The organism is Hymenobacter defluvii (assembly GCF_017589435.1).
Taxonomy (GTDB): domain Bacteria; phylum Bacteroidota; class Bacteroidia; order Cytophagales; family Hymenobacteraceae; genus Hymenobacter; species Hymenobacter profundi.
Genome location: NZ_JAGETX010000005.1, coordinates 279,210 through 296,329, shown reverse-complemented (window position 1 = coordinate 296,329; position 17,120 = coordinate 279,210). Strand labels below are relative to the sequence as shown.

The window sequence follows — 17,120 nt, the reverse complement described above, 5'->3', positions numbered from 1 at the left end:
CCTTGATGCGTATCTTTCGGTCTGTATAATACTTTTACTTGCTACCATGCCTACCTCTTCCGCCTCCGAAGCTCGCGACGAAAACGGCCACCTCATCCGGGAGCTGCACGGCGTTACGCTGGCGCACATTCTGGAGTATCTGGTAGCGCACTACGGCTGGGAAGGGCTGGATGAGCGCATCCGTATCAACTGCTTTGCTGTCAACCCCAGCATCAAATCCAGCCTCACGTTTCTGCGCCGCACGCCTTGGGCACGCACTAAGGTAGAAGACCTCTACATCCATACTCGCACAAAGGAAGTGAGTGGTGAACAGTGAAATGATGAATAGACAGTAGCAAAAACGGCTGTCATCCTGAGCAGAGCGAAGGACCTTCTCACATAAGAACGACAGCCATACCAACGACTCGTTCAACAGTGAGAAGGTCCTTCGCTGCACTCAGGATGACACACGTATATTTACTCACAACCTCACCACTCACAACTTCACCGCTTCATGGCTGATGTAACCCAAAAAAACGGCTTTCTGACGTGGCTAGCAGGGCTAGGGTTGTTTGTGGCGTTTGAGGTGGCGGTGTACTACCTGCTGCGGTTTGCTACCTCGGGCCTGGGCGAGAGCAACCAGCTACAGGCCGAAAACACCATTGTCAGCAACTGGGTGAAGACGGTGGTGTTTCTGCTGTTACACCTGCTGCTGGTGGTAGTGGCCGTGTTGGTGCTCAGCAACCAACTGCCGCGCCGCTACCGTGGCCAGCTGATGGGCTGGTTTTACCTATCGCTGCTGATGGGCTTTGTGCTGCTGATTCCATTGTTTGGGTAGGATAGCCACAAAAAAAGCCACCCGCTAGGGTGGCTTTTGGTTAGGATAGGGAGTGAGTTCTACCGAATTTTAATGTCGATTTCGCGCCCCTTGGTGGCGTTGTCCTTGTAGGGAATACGGATACGCAACTCGTTGCTTTCGTGCACGGCGTCGATGCGCTCCAGGTCCAGGCCGGCGGGGATGGCCAGTGTTTGGTTGAACAGCGGCGCAGCCAGCTGGTCATCGGGCTGGTGGCGGTATTCGCAGAAAATGGTCAGGTTACGGTCGTTCAGCAGCACGTGGAAGTTTTCGGGGTTGATGGAGGGAGCCGCCACCCGAATAACCACGCCCTTTTCGCGCTTATCTACCCGCAGCATGGCCTGCGCAATACCACCGCCAATCGTGTTGAGCAGATCGAGTTGCGGGGCGATGTTATGAATAAATTCTTTGCTTATCAGATTCATGGTGTCTCCTCTTCTCTTAGTTTCAACTATACTTAATCAAACGGTGTACCAGCCAAGTAATACCAGCGAAAACCGCATAATATGGCCATAATGACATATTTTCAACTTGATTCATGTAGCAAGTGTGCCATGTTGACGGTATAATGCGGCAATAAACTATTCGCTCTTGCCTGATCAGTTGGAGTCGATTCTGCGTATAGGCTTCCGATATTTGACCGTAGTACCTGGCAATTGCTACCCTTAAGCGGGTGAGCGAAGACTGGATACCAACAAAATACCACTCCGCTTTCAGATACGTTGTTCCGCACTGCCTATGCAGCCCATTACGTTTACTACTTCCCGCACGGCTCGCTACTACCTGTTGGGCGAGCCCGGACCCGCTATTCAGCAGGTATGGTTTTGTCTGCACGGCGAAAACCAGCCGGTGCCGGAGCTGGCTGCTCAATTAGTTGCCCTCGATACGCCCGAGCGCCTGCTGGTGCTGCCCGAGGCGCTGTCGCGCTACGGATTGCCATCTGATGGGCAAGCGCCGCGCCGCATTGGGGCTGACTGGTTTGCGGTGGGCGACCTGGTGCCCGACCTGACGGACTTGAGCAACTACCTCGACACGTTGGCGGCGGAGGTGCTGGCCGCGTGCCCACCCGAAGTAACCGTGACGGTGCTGGGCTGCGGGCACGGCGGCGCGGCGGCGGCCCGCTGGCTGGCCGGCCAGCGCACCCGCTACGACCGCCTGATTCTGTACGCCGCCGTGTTTCCGCCCGAAATAGACCGCCGCGCTACCCTGAAAGCCCTACCCAACCGGCCTGTCACCGTCATCGCTACCACCATCGACTCGTATAAGTCGGAAGCCGATGGGCGGGCGTTGCTCGATGATCTGGATGAAGCCGGCCTGCCGGCGCGCCTGCAATACGTATCAGAAGGCCCCGTGACGCTGGCTGCCCTGGGCAGCACCACTCAGCTGCGCTGAAGCCGTGCTCGTACTATAGTATTTACTACTCTAATACCACTTCATGAACTCCACCCTACCCGACGTCGACCTGACCAAGCTGCCTACTCGCGCACCGAAGCACGTACACAAAGACGAAACCAAGCGCGAAATGCGCAAAATCCGGGAGGAACTGGTGGAGTGGCAGGAACGCCTGTATGCTGAGAACAAGCGTAGCATTTTGGTGGTGTTGCAGGGTATGGATGCCAGCGGCAAAGACGGCCTGATTCGGCGGGTGTTCAGCGGTATCAATCCGCAGGGCGTGCGGGTGTATTCGTTTAAAGAGCCTACTAAGGACGAGCTGGCCCACGATTTTCTGTGGCGCATTCACCAACGCACCCCCGGCCACGGCATGATTCACGTGTTCAACCGCTCGCACTACGAAGACGTGCTGGTCACTCGCGTAGATAAGCTAATCGATGACGCTACGGCTAAACAGCGTTTCGCGGCCATCAATCACTTTGAAGAACTCTTGCAGCAGGCTGGCACCACAGTGCTGAAGTTCTACCTCAATGTGTCGGAGGAAGAGCAGGAGGAGCGCCTAGCGGAGCGTGTTAATAATCCCAGCAAGCAGTGGAAGTATGAGCCTGGCGATGACCACAAGGCTGGGCAGTGGCCCGCCTACCGCCAAGTATACGAGGACGTATTCAAGCATTGCAGCCCACCCAGCTGCCCCTGGCACCTTGTGCCATCTGACCAAAACTGGTACAAAGCCTACGAGGTAGCCCGCACCCTGCGCGACACCCTAGCCGACCTCAACCCCACCTACCCCGAAAGCAAACTGACCCGCCCAGAGTAACAGCGGGCGGGTCAGTTTGTCGTGTACGCAAGTGTCAGAGCACTACGCCACGGCCAAGTGGTGGCTGGTGAGGTGATGCTCTACGCAGTCCAACACATGCTGCACGGTGCGCAAGGTTTCCACCTCGGGGTCCGGTATCTCGATGTGGAAACGATGCTCCAAATCAATCACCAGTTCCACCGTTTCAATCGAATCCAGCCCTATATCCTCGGCCAGGCGGGAGGTAGGCAGGAGGGGCTGGGTAGTGCGGCGCCCCTTCCGACGAAGCAGGCGCTCTACTTGCTGGCGGACGAGTTGTTCCATCAGAAAAGCAAGAAAAAGGTAAACAATGGTGGACGTGTAACGTCCGGGAAGTAAAGGTTTGGTATACCTAGAGTCGAAAAAGTGGCTGTTTACTTTACTCAGTAGGCTGAAATAACAGCACCGTTTCGGTGGCGGCAAGGTAAGCGCCGGTTTCGGCTACGGTAGCCGCAATGGTGCCATCGGCGGGCGCCACCACGTACTCGAAGCCCAAGGCAGCCGGCGCCGTGCCCTGTGTGGGTAGGGTAGAGGCCATTTTGGCCAGCACCTCGCCCTGGCGTACCCGCTGGCCCGGCACCACGTAGAGCTGCCACAAGCGGCCCCGCACACCCGCGGCTACTGCCTGTCCCGTTGCTACCAGTGGCGCATTGGCGGGAGCTTCTACTACAATGGCAGCTTGCGGGGTAGCACGATGTGGATGCAGCCAGTGAGGTAGGGTAAGACTACCGATGGCGGCTAGCGGGATAAAGAAAAATCCCAGGTTTTTTTTCATGATTTCAAAGCGGAAAGAATAACCGTAATCGCAACGGTTACATTTAAAGGCAGTAAGCAGAGCGTAGTGAGCGTTGTTTCGGCTTACAAATAAGATGACGTTTGAGAAGGGCGTTTACTTTAACGCACGGGGGTAAAGCACCAAAAAGAAGCTGTTAGCTGCCATCATCGGCAGGGCAGCCGCAGTCCTCGCTGTTCAGGCGCAGTCGGATTTGCCGGATCACCTCAGTGAGGGGCACGGCTGCCAGGGCTGCTTGCATGGCCTTTTTGGCGGGCCCCAACAAATCGTCGAGCGAGTCGCTGATGACGCGGCCCACGTCGCAACCAGTATTCGGGTTGGCATTGTTGACGGCGAACAGGTCGGCTTCGGGCTCCAGCATGGCGTGCAACACATCCAGCAGCGTGATATCGTCCAAGGCGCGGTCTAGGAGAGCACCACCGCCCGTACCCAACTGTGTGCGTACTAGTCCCGCCCGGCGCAAATCACCCAGCAAACGGCGCACTACCACCGGGTGCGTGCCCACGCTTTTCGCCACCACCTCCGATGATACCGGCTGCCCGTTGGCACGGGCTAGGTAAGCCAGAATATGGGTAGCAACGACGAAGCGGGTGTTCATATACAAAGTGTGTAACAGAATAGGTTACAAATATACAGGGCAAAAGGTTTATATAATAGCAGAGTTAGTGGAATGCCAGAGCTAATGCAAGCATCTAGTCGTTCTAGTAGGGTCCTTCCCTCGACCCCTCTCCGAAAAGGGAGAGGGGCCGAGAGAGGCGCCCATTTGCTTAGCTAGCTGGCTGCTCCAACAACGCCAACTGCTGCAGCAGTTGCTCCTTGCGGATAGGGTAGGGCGCGTCGTGCCGAATGGTTTGAAACACGGCCTCGAACAGCTCTAGGTAGTTGCTCGTCAAGCCAGGGTAGGGCGTGGTGGTGAGGTTGTCGGTGCCGGGCGCGGCCAGCGTGAGGCGGCCAGCGTGCTCGGGTGCTTCCTGACCGTAGCCAGGCTCGGTGGGGCGCATGCCGGCTTGCAGCTGGGCCTCCTGCGCGTCGGAGCGCATCTTGCTGAAGCTGCCGCGCGTGCCGTGCAGCACAAAGGCTGGGCTTGGTTGCGCCACAAGTAAGCCGCTGGTGAGAAACACTTCCAGCCCCTCGGGGTAGCGCAGGTGCAGGTGGAAGTAGTCGTCTACCCGGGAATGAGGGCGGTGGCTGGTCAGGGTTTTGGTGCAGCTGAGCGGTGCCCCAAACAAGCTGATAGCCTGATCGAGCAGGTGCGGCCCCAGGTCGTAGAACAGACCGGCGCCGGGTCCGGGCTCTTCCTTGAATTTCTTAGCGTTGAGCGGCGTTCTGAACCGGTCGTAGCGGAAGTGCACCTCGTGTAGCTTGCCGAGCTGCCCGCTTTCTACCACGGCCCGTACGGCTTTAAAGTCGCTGTCCCAGCGGCGGTTTTGGTAGGCCAGGAAGTGCCGGCCTTGCCGCTGCGCCAGCTCCAAGAGCCCTTCTAATTCGGGAGTGGTAATGGCTACGGGCTTTTCTACCAGCACGTGCTTGCCTGCCAGTAGGGCCTGGGTAGCCAGGTCCACGTGCGTGTTGCTGGGCGTGTTTACAATCACCAGTTCCAGCTTGGGGTCGGCCAGCAGCGCCTCTACGCTGGGGTAGCTCTGGATGGTAGGGTAGTCTTGGGCGGCGCGCTGCTGGTGGCGCTCCGTTACGGCGCGCAGCGCGAAACCAGGGTGAGCCGCCACAAAGGGCGCTTGAAAAATCTGGCCCGACATACCGTAGGCCAGCAAACCTGTTTGAATAGGAGAAGCTGTCATGCCCAAAGATACGCGCAATGGCCAGGGTAGGCTGCGTGCCCGCGCTGCACAATTTGACCAATCCTATGGGTTCCCCGTATGTTTAGGCAACAGACTTACTATCCTATGTTCGGATTAACTGACTTCCATCGTATTTTCACTTTACTAACAGATAAGCTTGGCCGCTGGGTAAGGCAGTTTATTTTGCTGCTGCCCAATATGATCATGGCAGTGCTGATTCTGGTCATCACCTACTTTGTAGCACGGTTGGTGCGCCGGGTGGTAAGCAATCTGTTGCCGCGCGTGTCGCACAGCGCTACGCTCAACAACTTGGTCATCACCATCACCTACGTGGGTGTACTGCTTGTGGGGCTGTTCTTCACCTTAGAAGTGCTCAGTCTCGATAAAACCGTGACGTCGCTGCTGGCGGGCGTCGGGATTATTGGTTTGGCGCTGGGTTTTGCGTTTCAGGATATTGCGGCCAACTTCATCAGTGGCATCATCATCGCCATTCAGCGGCCGTTCACGGTTGGCGATGTTATTCAGACGGAAAGCTACTTCGGCACCATCGAGAGCATCAACCTGCGCACCCTGGACCTGCGCCAGGTAACGGGCGAGCTGGTGCGCGTGCCCAACCGCAAGGTGTTCGAAAGCTCCGTGATTAACTACACCGTGACCACCCACCGCCGCGTAGACGTGGAGTGCGGCGTGACCTACGACACCGACCTGGAAAAAACCCGCGACGTGGTATTGGACTGCATGCGCGGCTTCCCCAACCTGCTCACCGACCGGCCCGTGGAGGTGATGTTCACGGGGTTCGGCGAAAGCTCTATCGACTTCACCCTGCGCTTCTGGATTCCCTACCGTAAGCAGGTCGACTACGTGGGCGCCAAAAGCGAAGCCATCATGCGCATCAAGCGCGCCTTCGATAAGGTAGGCATCGTGATTCCTTTCCCCATTCGTACGCTGGATATTTCGCCCGAGCTGCTGGAGGAAATCAGTAAGAAGATGGTGCGCGAATAGGCTGACCCCTCCCCTCCGGGATAGGGGTGCCAGACGATACACACGAGAATTGTTGAATGCACCTCTCTCCCGGAGGGGAGGGGCTGGGGGAGGGGGCACGCCACCTGACGTTGCGAAAAGATTCTACTTACTTAAATAGCCGCCAGAAAGTCCGAACGGCTTGCAAAACGCTTATATGCTGTATATGAAATGGATGAAACCCGGTAGCCGATTGCCCGCCATTGTGGTAGCAGTGCTGCTAGTGATACCCGCCGTCGTAACCAAACGCGCAATGGCTACGGATACTATTGCTATGGATACACCCGACAACCAAACCGCTCAGTTGGTGGCCGATTCTGCTACGCCCCAACTTATTGCCCGGCAATTCAAATTCACGGAAGGCCCGGCCGTAGACCGCCAGGGCAACGTGTTTTTCACCGATCAGCCTAATAACACCATCTGGCAATACGACACCAGCGGCAAGCTGTCGTTGTTTATGGCTGATGCGGGGCGAGCCAATGGGATGTACTTCGATGCCAAAGGCCACCTGCTGGCCTGCGCCGACGAGCACAACCAGCTGTGGTCCATCGACCCCAACAATAAGAAGGTGAAGGTGCTGGTGAAAGACTTTGGCGGCAAGCGACTAAATGGCCCTAATGACGTATGGGCGCACCCCAAAACCGGCGGTATCTACTTCACCGACCCCTACTACCAGCGCGACTACTGGGCACGCAATAGCCCCGATATGGTAGGCCAAAAGGTGTTTTACCTGGCCCCTGGCCAGACCCAACCGGTGGTAGTAGACGACCAACTACGCAAGCCCAACGGCATCATTGGCACACCCGATGGCCGCTACCTCTACGTGGCCGACATCGACGGCGACAAAACCTACCGCTACCAGTTCGGCCCCAACGGCCACCTCACCGACAAGCAGCTGTTTGTGGAGCAGGGCTCCGATGGCATGACCCTGGACGAAAAAGGCAACGTGTATCTCACCGGCAATGGTGTGACCGTGTACAGCGCCGCTGGCCAGAAACTCGCCCATTTCGACGTACCCGAAAAATGGACCGGCAACATCTGTTTTGCCGGCAAAGACCATAAAATGCTGTTCATCACCGCCTCAGAAGGAATTTACAAGCTCCCAATGCGCGTGAAGGGCGCATACTAACAACGCATACTAACAAGCGTTACCCCCAACAGGGCGGTCCTCCACTTCCTGGATGGCTGCCCTGTTGGGGGTAATCTATGCTGGCTGACGCCAACGCTGTTGTAGCGTTAGCCGTCTATTGGCTCCATCACAAGCGTGAAGGTTGCTGTAAGCACGAGGCCCGTAGTGGCTTGCGTCTGCACCGTCACTTCGTAAGCGCCTGCCTTTAGCGTTGTGTTAGCAGCCACCGATACCTTGCCGGTTGCTTCGTCTACCGTAAACAACTGTTGTGTATCCGTGAAAGCGGCACCGTCTTTCTTGATACCGATCATCGAGAACTTGCCTTTGTATTTATCGGGTGAGAAGGTAGGGGCCTTGGACGTGTAGGCATTGCCCAGGCCCATAACGATGCGGTTTTCCAGAATCGTCAGGTCGTAATCGGAGTAGTAGGTGCCAAAAAAGAACTTCGGCTTGGGCATCAACACCACCCGGAACTGCTTGCGGGCCACTTCATACCCATCTTTCGTTAGAATGGGAATTAAGTCGTATATCCACTCGCTCTTTTGCGCGGGGTCACCCGCGTCGGCACTCACCACTACCTCGTCTTTCACCAAGTTCACTTTGCCATCGGGGCGGCCGTTTACGTGGAGGTAGAGGTAGGTATTGGCGGGGTTGATGCCTTGGTAGTCAACTGTATATCGTTCCTCCTGCTTGCTGTAAATAGCGTACGCATACGGAATCTTGTCGGTGGCACTAAGGTCCTTGATAGCCAGTTGTGTAGGCACCACCCGAATCTTGATAGTCGACTTTACGGGTTGGAAGCCTGCTGTGGAAGTGGCTACCAGCGTAGCCGTATACACCCGCGGCGTTTGGTAGCTGGTCGTGATGGAAGTCATACCGTTAGGATACAGCTTACCAGCATCAACAGTCACAGTATTTGTGCTGCTGTTAAATGTAACAGCGTTGCGCATAAAAGTACTCAGTGAGTCCGTATCATTTAGTTTGATACGCGGGTTGGCTTTGAAATCAAAAGCCAAAGTGGCATCCTTCAGATTGTTGTACTCAGCAGGTAGGGAGAGCTGCACCGTCTGACCATAGACCAGCGTCAAAGAATCAGGCAACGTAAAAGGGGGTAAATAGCCGTAATTGATGTTTTCTATTACCTCTTCTTTTTGACAGCTAAAGAGCCCAAAGCTAGTGAGCAAGCCAACAAATACCAGAAAGAGGGTGAGCAGAGTCCGTTTTGGGCGAGCGTAAAAAAGTGACATACGATGCGTATTAAGTACGCCGCAAAGCTACGAAGAGAAGTTATATATGAAACAACGTTTCATATATAACTTCTCGTATACTATCATTCAACAGTTTCTGGTTGCCCCATATTCGGGTAGGCCAGTGCTTGAAGGCACACAGCAGTTGTGAAGTCCTACCTCCTGACGGGAAGCTAGCCTTCACCCCGAAACAGTATCAAAAGTCTTATCCACCCGCGCCAATGGCGACCAATAGCGGGTCGAGGTCAGTGATAGAACGAAGAGGGTAGGACGTACTTACAGCGCTGATATGATGTAGGTTAAAAGCAAAAAAAGTGCGCCCCGAATGTATTCGGAACGCACTTTTTAAATGCGAGTTGTTCAGTATTTACTGACAGCTAACTACTTGGTGCCTTTTACCAAGTTCTTGCCTAGGTCTTCAACCGTTTTTAGGAACCCGTCTACATCGGCGTCGGCATAGGTGCCGAAAGCTGTAGAAATGGTGCCTCTTACACCATCTTTGGCTTCTATAGCGTAGAGAATCGACATATCATCGGGGTTGCTCTCGCCCTCGAAGCGGTAGAAGTCCACAATGGTTACATCCTCGGGAGCGTAGGTTTTTTTGTCGTCGCTCATGGCATGCAGGCGGCCATCGGTTACCACAAAATCAGCGGTGTATCCTTCTTGGTTGAGTTTCTTTTCAACCGAAGTCATCGAGCGTTCTTCTTCTTTGTCTTGCATGGGAGTAGGAGTTCTGGTAGAGAGGGTATGGGAGCAGGAAAAGAAACCCCCGCTCCGGCTATACGCAGCCAGGGCGGGGGCAGGTTGTTACAAAGAGTCGGAAACTCGCGAAGAGGCTCGTTATTGACTGATTGCCTGACGTTTTTCGATGGTGCGTTGCAAGGCATCTACATCAATAGTGCTGCACGCACCGCAGCCCTTTGCGCAGCCAGCCGCACTTTTGGTAAAGAAAGCCCGCCAGAAAAGGCGCCCCACATAAAACGCCGCCGCCACAAACAGCGCTGCAATAATGAAATACTGAATTTCGACGGAGGTGATAGTCAGAAGCATAGCGGGTTTATAACTGCGGTAGGGTAGGAAAAGTTTGACTTTCTATTTTCCTGTCATCCTGAGCTTGCGAAGGACCTTCTCCCGGTAGAACGAGTCGTTGGTACGATGGTCGTTTTACCGGAAGAAGGTCCTTCGCAAGCTCAGGATGACAGACTTATTTCAAAAAATCAGCTACCCTACTTCCCCCAATATTCCTTCACCGTAGCCATCATGGCTGGGTGCAGGGCGCCGTTGCTGGCTATCACCTCACGCCCAAAAATTGGGTCGCCTTCTTCCAAGAACTGCGTCACGCGGCCGCCGGCTTCCAGCACCAGCAGGATGCCCGCAGCTACGTCATAGGAATTGATGTTGAACTCGAAATAGCCATCGAAGCGGCCGGCAGCCACGTAGGCCAGGTCCAGGGCCGCCGAGCCTACCCGACGCAGGCCGTGGGTGTTCTGCATGAACGAGGCTAGGATTTTTAAGTAGTTGTCGAGCTGGTCGAACTTATAGTAGGGAAAGCCCGTGGCCAGCAGCGAATCGTGCAGATCATCGGCCGAGGACACGCGAATGGGCTTTTCGTTGCAGAAAGCCCCCACGCCCCGCGCTGCCCGGAAGCACTCATCCTGGTTAATTTCATAGACCACGCCCACTACCAGCGTATCACGCTGAATAAGGGCCACACTCACGCAGTAGGCCGGCTGTCCGTGGATGAAATTGGTGGTGCCGTCCAGTGGGTCGATAATCCAGTTGAACTCCTCGGCCCGGCCGATGGTGGTGGTGCCTTCTTCGGTGATGAAACCAGCTTCGGGCAACAAGGCGCTCAGCTCGGCCACCAACTGCCGCTCGCTTTGCTGATCTACGTACGATACCATGTCATGCAGGCCCTTGTTCTCGACGCGGCCGCGGTCGAAGTTGGCGGCTTCTTGGCGGATAAACTGGCCGGCCCGGCGGGCTATATCGGCTACTTGCAAGCTGAGGTGGTTGAAATCCATGGGTAGGGGCGCGTGGTATGCGCCCGGTTTTGGTGATAAAGGTGAGGACGCCGTGCAGGCGTCCGATGGTTGTAGTTGATTAGTAGGGTCTTGTGCCAACGGTGGGCGCCTGCAAGGCGCTCCTACGCCGCACGGCAGCCACGATGGTCCAGGCCAGCAACAAACCCGTCAAAATCTGCATCAATGGGCCAAGTAGTTCGCCGTGGCGCACGTAGAAAGTTTGCTCGGTATTGAGGTGTACGGGGTAGCGGCGGGCGGCTTGCACCCACCAGCCAGTGCTACTCACACGCTGGCCCTTCTGGTCGATGAAGCCCGAAATGCCCGTATTGGCCGAGCGGGCTACATCGCGGCGGGTTTCAATGGCACGCAGGGTAGCGTACTGGATGTGCTGCAAGTGGCCGGGCGAATCGGACCACCAGCCGTCGTTGGTGATGATGCCGAGCAAGGTAGCGCCGTTCTTCACGTACTCGGCCGTGAAATCGCCATAGATAGACTCGTAGCAAATCAGGGGTGCCACGCGTAGCGCCGGCTCGTGCACGGAGCGGAACACAGTGCGCTCTTCCTGGCTGCCGTAGCTGCCCACGGTGCCACCCAGGTCGATGTGCGAAATAATGGACGTAAGTGCCGGCGGAATCTTCTCCACGCCCGGCACCAGCCGCGACTTATGGTAGAAGGTAGGCGCGCCGGTAGGCCCCGGCAGAAACGTCGCCGCGTTGAACACGTCATACCAGCCCATGTCGTCGCGGTAGCGTGCGGTGGGTGTAATGGCGTCGGGGTAACGCAGGACGCCCGTGTAGCCCGTAATCAGCTCTATGCCAGGGTGCTGCCCCAGCCACTGCCGCAGGCGCTGAATCTTAGGGTTGGCATCAAATGAATCCTCAAAATAATGTTCTTCTAAAGCTGTTTCGGGCCAAAACACCAGGCGTGTCTGAGGCGTCATGTTTTGCTCGGTGAGCGTGAGCAGGCGCGTGAGTTGCTGGTCGTACGGAATGAAGTTCGGATTGCTGGAGAACTTCTCGTTGTAGGGGTCTACGTTGGGCTGAATCACCAGTACCTCGGCTACTTTGCCCTTTTCCTGGTAACTGCGGCCAATCAGCAGCGAAATACTAATTGGAAGAACTACCGCCAGCACAGGCGCTACCCACCGCCAGCGCTCCGAGCTAAATGACCACGAAGCCACCGTCTTTTTCTCTCCAAACCACGCCCGGAACACCAACAGATTCACCACCCAAATCCACAAAGAGCCGCCCAAAAAGCCGGTGTACTCATACCACTGCACCCACTGGTTGGCTTCGGCGAAGCCGTTGCCGAGCGTCAGCCAAGGCCAAGTGAGGTCCCAGTGCAGGTGCAGTTGCTCGAAGGCAATCCAGTAGATGGGTAGGGAAAGGTAGCCCAACATCGGCCCCGACAGCCGCTTGGTGTGGTAGAAGGCCATGGTAGGCAGGCACATCAGCAGGGCATTGAGCACCACGGCTGCGATGCCGCCGCCCAAAGTGCTATAACTCACCCACCAGGTAGTGAAGGCGTTCCAGAGCACCAGCGTGAGGTAGGTATACCGAAACACCCGCCAGCCGCTGGCACCGCTGCGCACCAGCAACTGCTCCATGCGTAGGTAGGGTACCCAACCCACAAGCAGCAGCGCCGCCAATCCCGCCGGATGCACAGGCCAGCCCGCCCACAACAAGGCGGCACTCAGCAGCGCTAGCGAAGCAGGTTGCCAGGCCGGCACTGCCGCCGGCTGGCGCAGGGTAGCAGAGGTAGGAGCAGTTTGCGTAGCCATAGCTTAAGTATCAGTTGTTAATGAGTAGTCGTGAGTTTGTGAAGTTGCGAAGTTGTGAGTAAAAAATGCGTGTCATGCTGCGCGGAATGCTCAGCATGACACGCGTTTTCTATTCGCAACTCATAACTCACTCTTCATCATATTTATCTGCCTTGCTGGGCTTTTCGATTTTGGCGCCTTGCACCACCAGCACAATTTCGCCCTTAATGGCCGTACGGCTGCCAAAATCAGCGGCCAGCTCTGCCAGAGTATTGGTCACAGTTTCCTCGAACAGCTTGGTCAGCTCCCGGCTCACGGAGGCCGGGCGCTCTGGGCCAAACACCTCGGCTAGCTGCATCAGCGTCTTCACAATGCGGTGCGGCGACTCGTAGAAAATCATGGTGCGCGTTTCCTGCGCCAACTCCTGGAGGCGCGTTTGCCTACCCTTCTTCACCGGCAAAAAGCCTTCGAATGTGAACCGCTCGGCCCCGAAGCCCGACTTGAGTAGGGCCGGCACGAAAGCCGTGGCGCCGGGTAGGCACTCCACTTTTAGGCCCCGCGCCAGACACTCGCGCACCAGCAAAAATCCAGGGTCGGAAATGCCGGGGGTGCCGGCGTCCGACACCAGCGCCATTCGCTCGCCTCGCTCCAGGCGGTCGAGGAGGCGCTGCACTTGCTGGTGCTCGTTGTGCAGGTGGTAGCTGAGCATGGGCTTTTTCAGTCCCAGGTGCTGAAGCAGACGGCCGCTGGTGCGGGTGTCCTCGGCCAGTACGGTATCTACCTCGCCCAGCACCCGAATGGCCCGCAGGGTGATATCCTCCAGGTTGCCGATGGGCGTGGGTACGAGGTAGAGCAGGGTAGGGGTAGCAACGGCGTCAGACATAAAGCAAAGGTACGGAGCGTGGGCGTCAGGCAATGAAAACGGATTGGTCGTGGGTGGAATACAACCCTGTTTTCAGAAAGCAAGTACATATCAGTATAATTCCACCCACCCCATCACCCGCAACCAACCATCCTATGGCTATTGACCCGAAAGACCGGCCCGTGCGGCAGGAACCCAACGACCAGATTGACGAGCAGGAGCTACGCGCCAGCAACATTACGCCCGGTGCCGACCCGCCCAAAAACGCTGATGCCCGTGGTGGCTACGGTAACCGCGACGGCAAAGAAGGCTACGGCACGGACAGCTCGAACGGCATTACGGCTACCTCGATGAACGAGGACGAAGACCAACTGCGCACCACCGGCGACAATATGCTCACGGAAGATGAGCGTCGTTCGGACCGCGCCGACCAGGACCTGCCTGCCCCCAAAGACACCGACCACCGCCGCGTGAACAATGGCCCCGCCGATGAGCTGGAGGCCGACGACATGCGCAAGGGTCCCGATGAAATGGAAGACCCCGATTCGCGCGTGGGCTTGGGCCAAATGGAGCCCAAAGCGCCCGGCCACAGCAGTGGTGGCGACTTCCCTAACACGGCTACCCCTCAAACCAACGCCGACTTGCTGGACCGCAATGCTGAGGACTCGGGGTTGGAAGTATAGCGTATCAAGATAAACTCTTGATAGGTAGAGTAAAATAATTTTTGGAGTACCCTAAATAGCTAATGATCATGGCAAATCAAGGAGATAACAATAACCAAGCGTCGAAGGAAAACCACGGTAGCCCTTCGCAGTCCGAACAGGCAAAAGGCGCAGGCAATCTGCCCGTAGAAAATCAGGAAGAAGAGCAGCGCCTTGCCGACGAGTACACCAACGATGGCCTAGATGAAGTGCCTGCGCACTTGGTGAACAACCCCAACCGCAACTATGATAAGCCCGACCTAGACAAGCCGGCGTACAGCTAAGCTGAGAGTAGCTTATTGACTAAGTAAGAAGCACCCGTAGCAGCTGCCACGGGTGCTTCTATACTTTATGGCAATGGCCATTCGTTCAATTATTTACATACACAAAGATCTGCTATGGCTCGTTTCGTCACAACGGATATTCACGGCTGCGCTGTCACATTGCGCCACACGGTAGAAGACGTTTTGCATCTGCGCCCTACCGACGAGCTGTATGTGTTAGGCGATTACGTGAACAAAGGACCCGATAGCCAGGGCGTGCTCGACTACCTGATGCAACTTCCCCAGCGCGGCTATCAGGTGCTGTGCCTGCGCGGCAACCACGACCAGGATTTGCTAGACGCTGCCACGGACCAAGGCAAAATGGAGTGGGCTTCTGACCCCGACTATCAGCTCACGTTGCAAAGTTTCGGAGTTACGCAACCAAGCGAAATACCCCCCGAATACCTGCGTTGGCTAGCAGCCCTACCCTTTCAGCACGACCTCGCCGACTATACCCTGGTACACGCCGGCTTCGACTTTCACCAACCCCCGGACAAGATGCGCGCCGACCACCACACCATGATGACCATCAAGCAGTTTACTTTTGATGCCTCGCGGATGCAGGGGCGCCGCTTGCTGCATGGACACGTGCCTACCCCCACCGCCGAGGTAGAGCGCCACGTGCACAACCATCAGGAAAGCATTGGGCTAGACACTGGTTGCGTCTACCGCCACAACCCGGAACTAGCGCACCTGGCCGTGTTGGAGCTGGATTCGCTTCAGCTAACGTTGCAGCCTAATCTGGAAGAACCCTACCCCATTGCCGTGCGAAAGAGGTAAATTGTGAAGTGGTGAGCTAGAAAGACGCCTGTCATCCTTCGCAAGCTCAGGATGACAGGCGTCTTTCTAGCTCACCACTTCACAATTTACCATCTCACTCTTTCCCTATCACCTTGGCGCGCAGTACTTGCTGGGCTGCCTTCTGATAAGGGTTAAGCGAATCGGCGGCTACTTGCGTGAGCAGCTTGCGGGCTTCGGTGGGTTGACCGGCCCGCCAGGTAGCCATGCTCAAGTGGTAGAGCGCCTTGCCAGCTAGGTCAGATTCTGATTGCTCGCTTACGCGCTGAAGGTAGGGGCGGGCCTGCACGGCCTGCCCTTGTTGTAGCAAGAAGATACCATTGAAATACAGTAAGGTATCCTGCCCCAGGCGGTCGGTGGAGAGGCGGCGCAGTACTCGCAGTGCCGCCGGATATTGCTGGTGGCGGTACTGGTGCATGGCTTCAGCCAGCAGCGGCCGGCGCACAAACAGCCGCGCCGAATCGGTGAGGCCGGGGTCGGGCACGTAGTAGCGGGCCCAGGTAGTGGTAGGAGCCGGACGCAGGAGCAGGTAGGCCAACGCGGCCGCCAGCACTACCAAGGCGGCTATCACAATGCCGCCGCCCCAGCGTGTGCGCCGCCGCCGGATGTCTTCCTTGATGCGGATCAGCGCGGCTTCCCGCTCGTCCAGGGTCTTATCGAGGTTAAGCAGACGCAGGCGCAGGGTTTCGTGGCCCGCCACCCAGCGCAGATCGGCTGTGAGTTGCTGGTAGGCGAGGTAGGCCTGTTGCAGATCAGCGTCGTGTACTAGGCGCTCCTCAAAGGCATCCTGTTCGGCCAAAGTCATCTGCCCATCAGAAAAGCGTTCCAGGTCGTCCAGATACGGGCGTAGGTCGATGGAAGAAGGCATAGCGAACGAAAGGAAGCGGAGCGAGTGAGGAGGTAGATGCTAAAAGTAGGCAGAATCCAGCCGGGCGAAGCGGTGGCTACGCTGGGGTAGCCCCCCGGCTGCGAAGGTGCAAATCGGCGAGTGTGCGCAGGCTGCTGAGCTTTTGCTGGCGAGCCACGGCGGCATTGGGGTAGCCCATCTTGCCGGCTACCTTCGTGAAGTTGTAGCCCCGAAAATAAAAGTACATCAGGATCTTCTGGCTGTCGTCGCTGAGCTGGCGGAAAAAGAGAATCAGCCGGCGGCGGCGCCCGGCCTCGGCGGCGGGGAGCAGTTCGGGAGGCATTTCAATTTCCTTAACTGATTCTTGTAGGGCCAGCGCATAGATGTAGTTGCGCAAATCGTCTGGGGCTTTCGTGAGGCGGCCGTCGGCTACCTGGTCGTAGAACAGCAGCAGCGCATTGCGCAGGCGCTGGTGTGCCTGCGTGTCGGTCAGTTGCTGTTGCTGATTCGCCCACCGGGCAAAGTGGGCGCGGTGTTGGCGGTAAAAATCAACCAACGCGGCTTGGTTGCCAATGCGCAGCTGGGGCAGGATGTCGGCCAGTGGTTGAGCCATAGAAAAGACGAAAGGACAGGGTAGGAGCGTGGTGCGCACCAGGGGTAAAAGGCACTAGGCAAAAACTGTGCGTAATCAAAAATAGCTTTTTGGTATTGATAAAGCATTACCCGGATTGCTGCTGGCTTTGTGCTGCTAGTTCCCCG

The 17,120-nt window shown here is 56.6% G+C and carries 22 protein-coding genes; 9 read left to right on the top strand and 13 right to left on the bottom strand.

The annotated features are described in order from the left end of the window. The first annotated feature begins 46 nt into the window (after window positions 1-46). Window positions 47-316 carry a VF530 family DNA-binding protein gene (locus J4D97_RS11670; RefSeq protein ID WP_185282005.1) on the top strand — a complete coding sequence of 90 codons (270 nt, stop codon included), beginning with the start codon at window positions 47-49 and terminating at the stop codon, window positions 314-316. A 177-nt stretch (window positions 317-493) separates the two neighbouring features. After that, window positions 494-817: a hypothetical protein gene (locus J4D97_RS11665; protein ID WP_208307726.1), complete on the top strand. Its 324-nt coding sequence runs from the start codon at window positions 494-496 to the stop codon at window positions 815-817. Between the two features lie 59 nt (window positions 818-876). Here the strand turns inward: J4D97_RS11665 and J4D97_RS11660 are convergent, their stop codons facing one another. Then, window positions 877-1,260, bottom strand: coding sequence for an Hsp20/alpha crystallin family protein (locus J4D97_RS11660; RefSeq protein ID WP_208307725.1), 384 nt, complete (start codon window positions 1,258-1,260; stop codon window positions 877-879). A 313-nt stretch (window positions 1,261-1,573) separates the two neighbouring features. Here J4D97_RS11660 and J4D97_RS11655 point away from each other — a divergent pair, with 313 nt between their 5' ends. Continuing rightward, window positions 1,574-2,227 carry a hypothetical protein gene (locus J4D97_RS11655; RefSeq protein ID WP_208307724.1) on the top strand — a complete coding sequence of 218 codons (654 nt, stop codon included), beginning with the start codon at window positions 1,574-1,576 and terminating at the stop codon, window positions 2,225-2,227. Window positions 2,228-2,270: 43 nt separating this feature from the next. Continuing rightward, window positions 2,271-3,044: a PPK2 family polyphosphate kinase gene (locus tag J4D97_RS11650; protein ID WP_208307723.1), complete on the top strand. Its 774-nt coding sequence runs from the start codon at window positions 2,271-2,273 to the stop codon at window positions 3,042-3,044. A 42-nt stretch (window positions 3,045-3,086) separates the two neighbouring features. Here the strand turns inward: J4D97_RS11650 and J4D97_RS11645 are convergent, their stop codons facing one another. From J4D97_RS11645 to J4D97_RS11630, 4 genes are all read right to left on the bottom strand, one after another. After that, window positions 3,087-3,347 (bottom strand): acyl carrier protein, encoded by a 261-nt coding sequence (locus J4D97_RS11645; protein WP_185282010.1) that lies wholly within the window; start codon window positions 3,345-3,347, stop codon window positions 3,087-3,089. A 94-nt stretch (window positions 3,348-3,441) separates the two neighbouring features. Beyond that, window positions 3,442-3,837, bottom strand: a complete 396-nt coding sequence (locus J4D97_RS11640) for a biotin/lipoyl-binding protein (RefSeq protein WP_185282011.1) — start codon at window positions 3,835-3,837, stop codon at window positions 3,442-3,444. A gap of 154 nt (window positions 3,838-3,991) precedes the next feature. Then, window positions 3,992-4,453: an Rrf2 family transcriptional regulator gene (locus J4D97_RS11635; protein ID WP_185282012.1), complete on the bottom strand. Its 462-nt coding sequence runs from the start codon at window positions 4,451-4,453 to the stop codon at window positions 3,992-3,994. A gap of 169 nt (window positions 4,454-4,622) precedes the next feature. Further along, window positions 4,623-5,651, bottom strand: a complete 1,029-nt coding sequence (locus J4D97_RS11630) for a Gfo/Idh/MocA family oxidoreductase (protein WP_208307722.1) — start codon at window positions 5,649-5,651, stop codon at window positions 4,623-4,625. Between the two features lie 105 nt (window positions 5,652-5,756). Between J4D97_RS11630 and J4D97_RS11625 the strand changes: the two genes are divergently transcribed. Further along, entirely contained in the window at window positions 5,757-6,653 is an 897-nt protein-coding gene (locus J4D97_RS11625) for a mechanosensitive ion channel family protein (protein ID WP_185282014.1), read from the top strand. Between the two features lie 184 nt (window positions 6,654-6,837). Beyond that, window positions 6,838-7,800, top strand: a complete 963-nt coding sequence (locus tag J4D97_RS11620; protein WP_347879340.1) for an SMP-30/gluconolactonase/LRE family protein — start codon at window positions 6,838-6,840, stop codon at window positions 7,798-7,800. 107 nt (window positions 7,801-7,907) lie between these two features. On the opposite strand, the gene J4D97_RS11615 is transcribed toward J4D97_RS11620, so the two are convergent. From J4D97_RS11615 to rsmI, 6 genes are all read right to left on the bottom strand, one after another. Then, on the bottom strand, window positions 7,908-8,900 hold the full coding sequence (locus J4D97_RS11615) for a hypothetical protein (protein WP_208307721.1): 993 nt from the start codon (window positions 8,898-8,900) through the stop codon (window positions 7,908-7,910). 528 nt (window positions 8,901-9,428) lie between these two features. Continuing rightward, on the bottom strand, window positions 9,429-9,767 hold the full coding sequence (locus tag J4D97_RS11610; RefSeq protein WP_185282016.1) for a hypothetical protein: 339 nt from the start codon (window positions 9,765-9,767) through the stop codon (window positions 9,429-9,431). Window positions 9,768-9,887: 120 nt separating this feature from the next. After that, window positions 9,888-10,097 carry a FeoB-associated Cys-rich membrane protein gene (locus J4D97_RS11605; protein WP_243900266.1) on the bottom strand — a complete coding sequence of 70 codons (210 nt, stop codon included), beginning with the start codon at window positions 10,095-10,097 and terminating at the stop codon, window positions 9,888-9,890. A gap of 176 nt (window positions 10,098-10,273) precedes the next feature. Then, window positions 10,274-11,071 (bottom strand): inositol monophosphatase family protein, encoded by a 798-nt coding sequence (locus J4D97_RS11600; protein WP_208307720.1) that lies wholly within the window; start codon window positions 11,069-11,071, stop codon window positions 10,274-10,276. 79 nt (window positions 11,072-11,150) lie between these two features. Next, on the bottom strand, window positions 11,151-12,851 hold the full coding sequence (lnt, locus tag J4D97_RS11595) for an apolipoprotein N-acyltransferase (RefSeq protein ID WP_208307719.1): 1,701 nt from the start codon (window positions 12,849-12,851) through the stop codon (window positions 11,151-11,153). 127 nt (window positions 12,852-12,978) lie between these two features. After that, entirely contained in the window at window positions 12,979-13,713 is a 735-nt protein-coding gene (gene rsmI / locus J4D97_RS11590; RefSeq protein WP_208307718.1) for a 16S rRNA (cytidine(1402)-2'-O)-methyltransferase, read from the bottom strand. 134 nt (window positions 13,714-13,847) lie between these two features. Here rsmI and J4D97_RS11585 point away from each other — a divergent pair, with 134 nt between their 5' ends. The 3 genes from J4D97_RS11585 (at window position 13,848) to J4D97_RS11575 (ending at window position 15,496) form a co-directional block, all read left to right on the top strand. After that, complete coding sequence (locus tag J4D97_RS11585) at window positions 13,848-14,375, top strand: hypothetical protein (RefSeq protein ID WP_208307717.1); 528 nt, start codon at window positions 13,848-13,850, stop codon at window positions 14,373-14,375. Between the two features lie 68 nt (window positions 14,376-14,443). Then, window positions 14,444-14,677 (top strand): hypothetical protein, encoded by a 234-nt coding sequence (locus tag J4D97_RS11580; RefSeq protein WP_185282021.1) that lies wholly within the window; start codon window positions 14,444-14,446, stop codon window positions 14,675-14,677. A gap of 114 nt (window positions 14,678-14,791) precedes the next feature. Beyond that, a complete protein-coding gene (locus J4D97_RS11575) occupies window positions 14,792-15,496 on the top strand; it encodes a metallophosphoesterase (protein WP_208307716.1) in 705 nt (234 codons plus the stop codon). Window positions 15,497-15,590: 94 nt separating this feature from the next. Here the strand turns inward: J4D97_RS11575 and J4D97_RS11570 are convergent, their stop codons facing one another. Together J4D97_RS11570 and J4D97_RS11565 are read right to left on the bottom strand one after the other, a co-directional pair. Next, window positions 15,591-16,382, bottom strand: a complete 792-nt coding sequence (locus tag J4D97_RS11570; protein ID WP_185282023.1) for a tetratricopeptide repeat protein — start codon at window positions 16,380-16,382, stop codon at window positions 15,591-15,593. Window positions 16,383-16,458: 76 nt separating this feature from the next. Further along, window positions 16,459-16,974, bottom strand: coding sequence for a hypothetical protein (locus J4D97_RS11565; RefSeq protein ID WP_208307715.1), 516 nt, complete (start codon window positions 16,972-16,974; stop codon window positions 16,459-16,461). Between the last annotated feature and the right edge of the window lie 146 nt (window positions 16,975-17,120).

Coding starts and splice junctions, on each gene's coding strand:
- J4D97_RS11670 (WP_185282005.1), top strand. CDS start 47: ATGCCTACCTCTTCCGCCTCCGAAGCTCGCGACGAAAACGGCCACCTC.
- J4D97_RS11665 (WP_208307726.1), top strand. CDS start 494: ATGGCTGATGTAACCCAAAAAAACGGCTTTCTGACGTGGCTAGCAGGG.
- J4D97_RS11660 (WP_208307725.1), bottom strand. CDS start 1,260: ATGAATCTGATAAGCAAAGAATTTATTCATAACATCGCCCCGCAACTC.
- J4D97_RS11655 (WP_208307724.1), top strand. CDS start 1,574: ATGCAGCCCATTACGTTTACTACTTCCCGCACGGCTCGCTACTACCTG.
- J4D97_RS11650 (WP_208307723.1), top strand. CDS start 2,271: ATGAACTCCACCCTACCCGACGTCGACCTGACCAAGCTGCCTACTCGC.
- J4D97_RS11645 (WP_185282010.1), bottom strand. CDS start 3,347: ATGGAACAACTCGTCCGCCAGCAAGTAGAGCGCCTGCTTCGTCGGAAG.
- J4D97_RS11640 (WP_185282011.1), bottom strand. CDS start 3,837: ATGAAAAAAAACCTGGGATTTTTCTTTATCCCGCTAGCCGCCATCGGT.
- J4D97_RS11635 (WP_185282012.1), bottom strand. CDS start 4,453: ATGAACACCCGCTTCGTCGTTGCTACCCATATTCTGGCTTACCTAGCC.
- J4D97_RS11630 (WP_208307722.1), bottom strand. CDS start 5,651: ATGACAGCTTCTCCTATTCAAACAGGTTTGCTGGCCTACGGTATGTCG.
- J4D97_RS11625 (WP_185282014.1), top strand. CDS start 5,757: ATGTTCGGATTAACTGACTTCCATCGTATTTTCACTTTACTAACAGAT.
- J4D97_RS11620 (WP_347879340.1), top strand. CDS start 6,838: ATGAAATGGATGAAACCCGGTAGCCGATTGCCCGCCATTGTGGTAGCA.
- J4D97_RS11610 (WP_185282016.1), bottom strand. CDS start 9,767: ATGCAAGACAAAGAAGAAGAACGCTCGATGACTTCGGTTGAAAAGAAA.
- J4D97_RS11605 (WP_243900266.1), bottom strand. CDS start 10,097: ATGCTTCTGACTATCACCTCCGTCGAAATTCAGTATTTCATTATTGCA.
- J4D97_RS11600 (WP_208307720.1), bottom strand. CDS start 11,071: ATGGATTTCAACCACCTCAGCTTGCAAGTAGCCGATATAGCCCGCCGG.
- lnt (WP_208307719.1), bottom strand. CDS start 12,851: ATGGCTACGCAAACTGCTCCTACCTCTGCTACCCTGCGCCAGCCGGCG.
- rsmI (WP_208307718.1), bottom strand. CDS start 13,713: ATGTCTGACGCCGTTGCTACCCCTACCCTGCTCTACCTCGTACCCACG.
- J4D97_RS11585 (WP_208307717.1), top strand. CDS start 13,848: ATGGCTATTGACCCGAAAGACCGGCCCGTGCGGCAGGAACCCAACGAC.
- J4D97_RS11580 (WP_185282021.1), top strand. CDS start 14,444: ATGGCAAATCAAGGAGATAACAATAACCAAGCGTCGAAGGAAAACCAC.
- J4D97_RS11575 (WP_208307716.1), top strand. CDS start 14,792: ATGGCTCGTTTCGTCACAACGGATATTCACGGCTGCGCTGTCACATTG.
- J4D97_RS11570 (WP_185282023.1), bottom strand. CDS start 16,382: ATGCCTTCTTCCATCGACCTACGCCCGTATCTGGACGACCTGGAACGC.
- J4D97_RS11565 (WP_208307715.1), bottom strand. CDS start 16,974: ATGGCTCAACCACTGGCCGACATCCTGCCCCAGCTGCGCATTGGCAAC.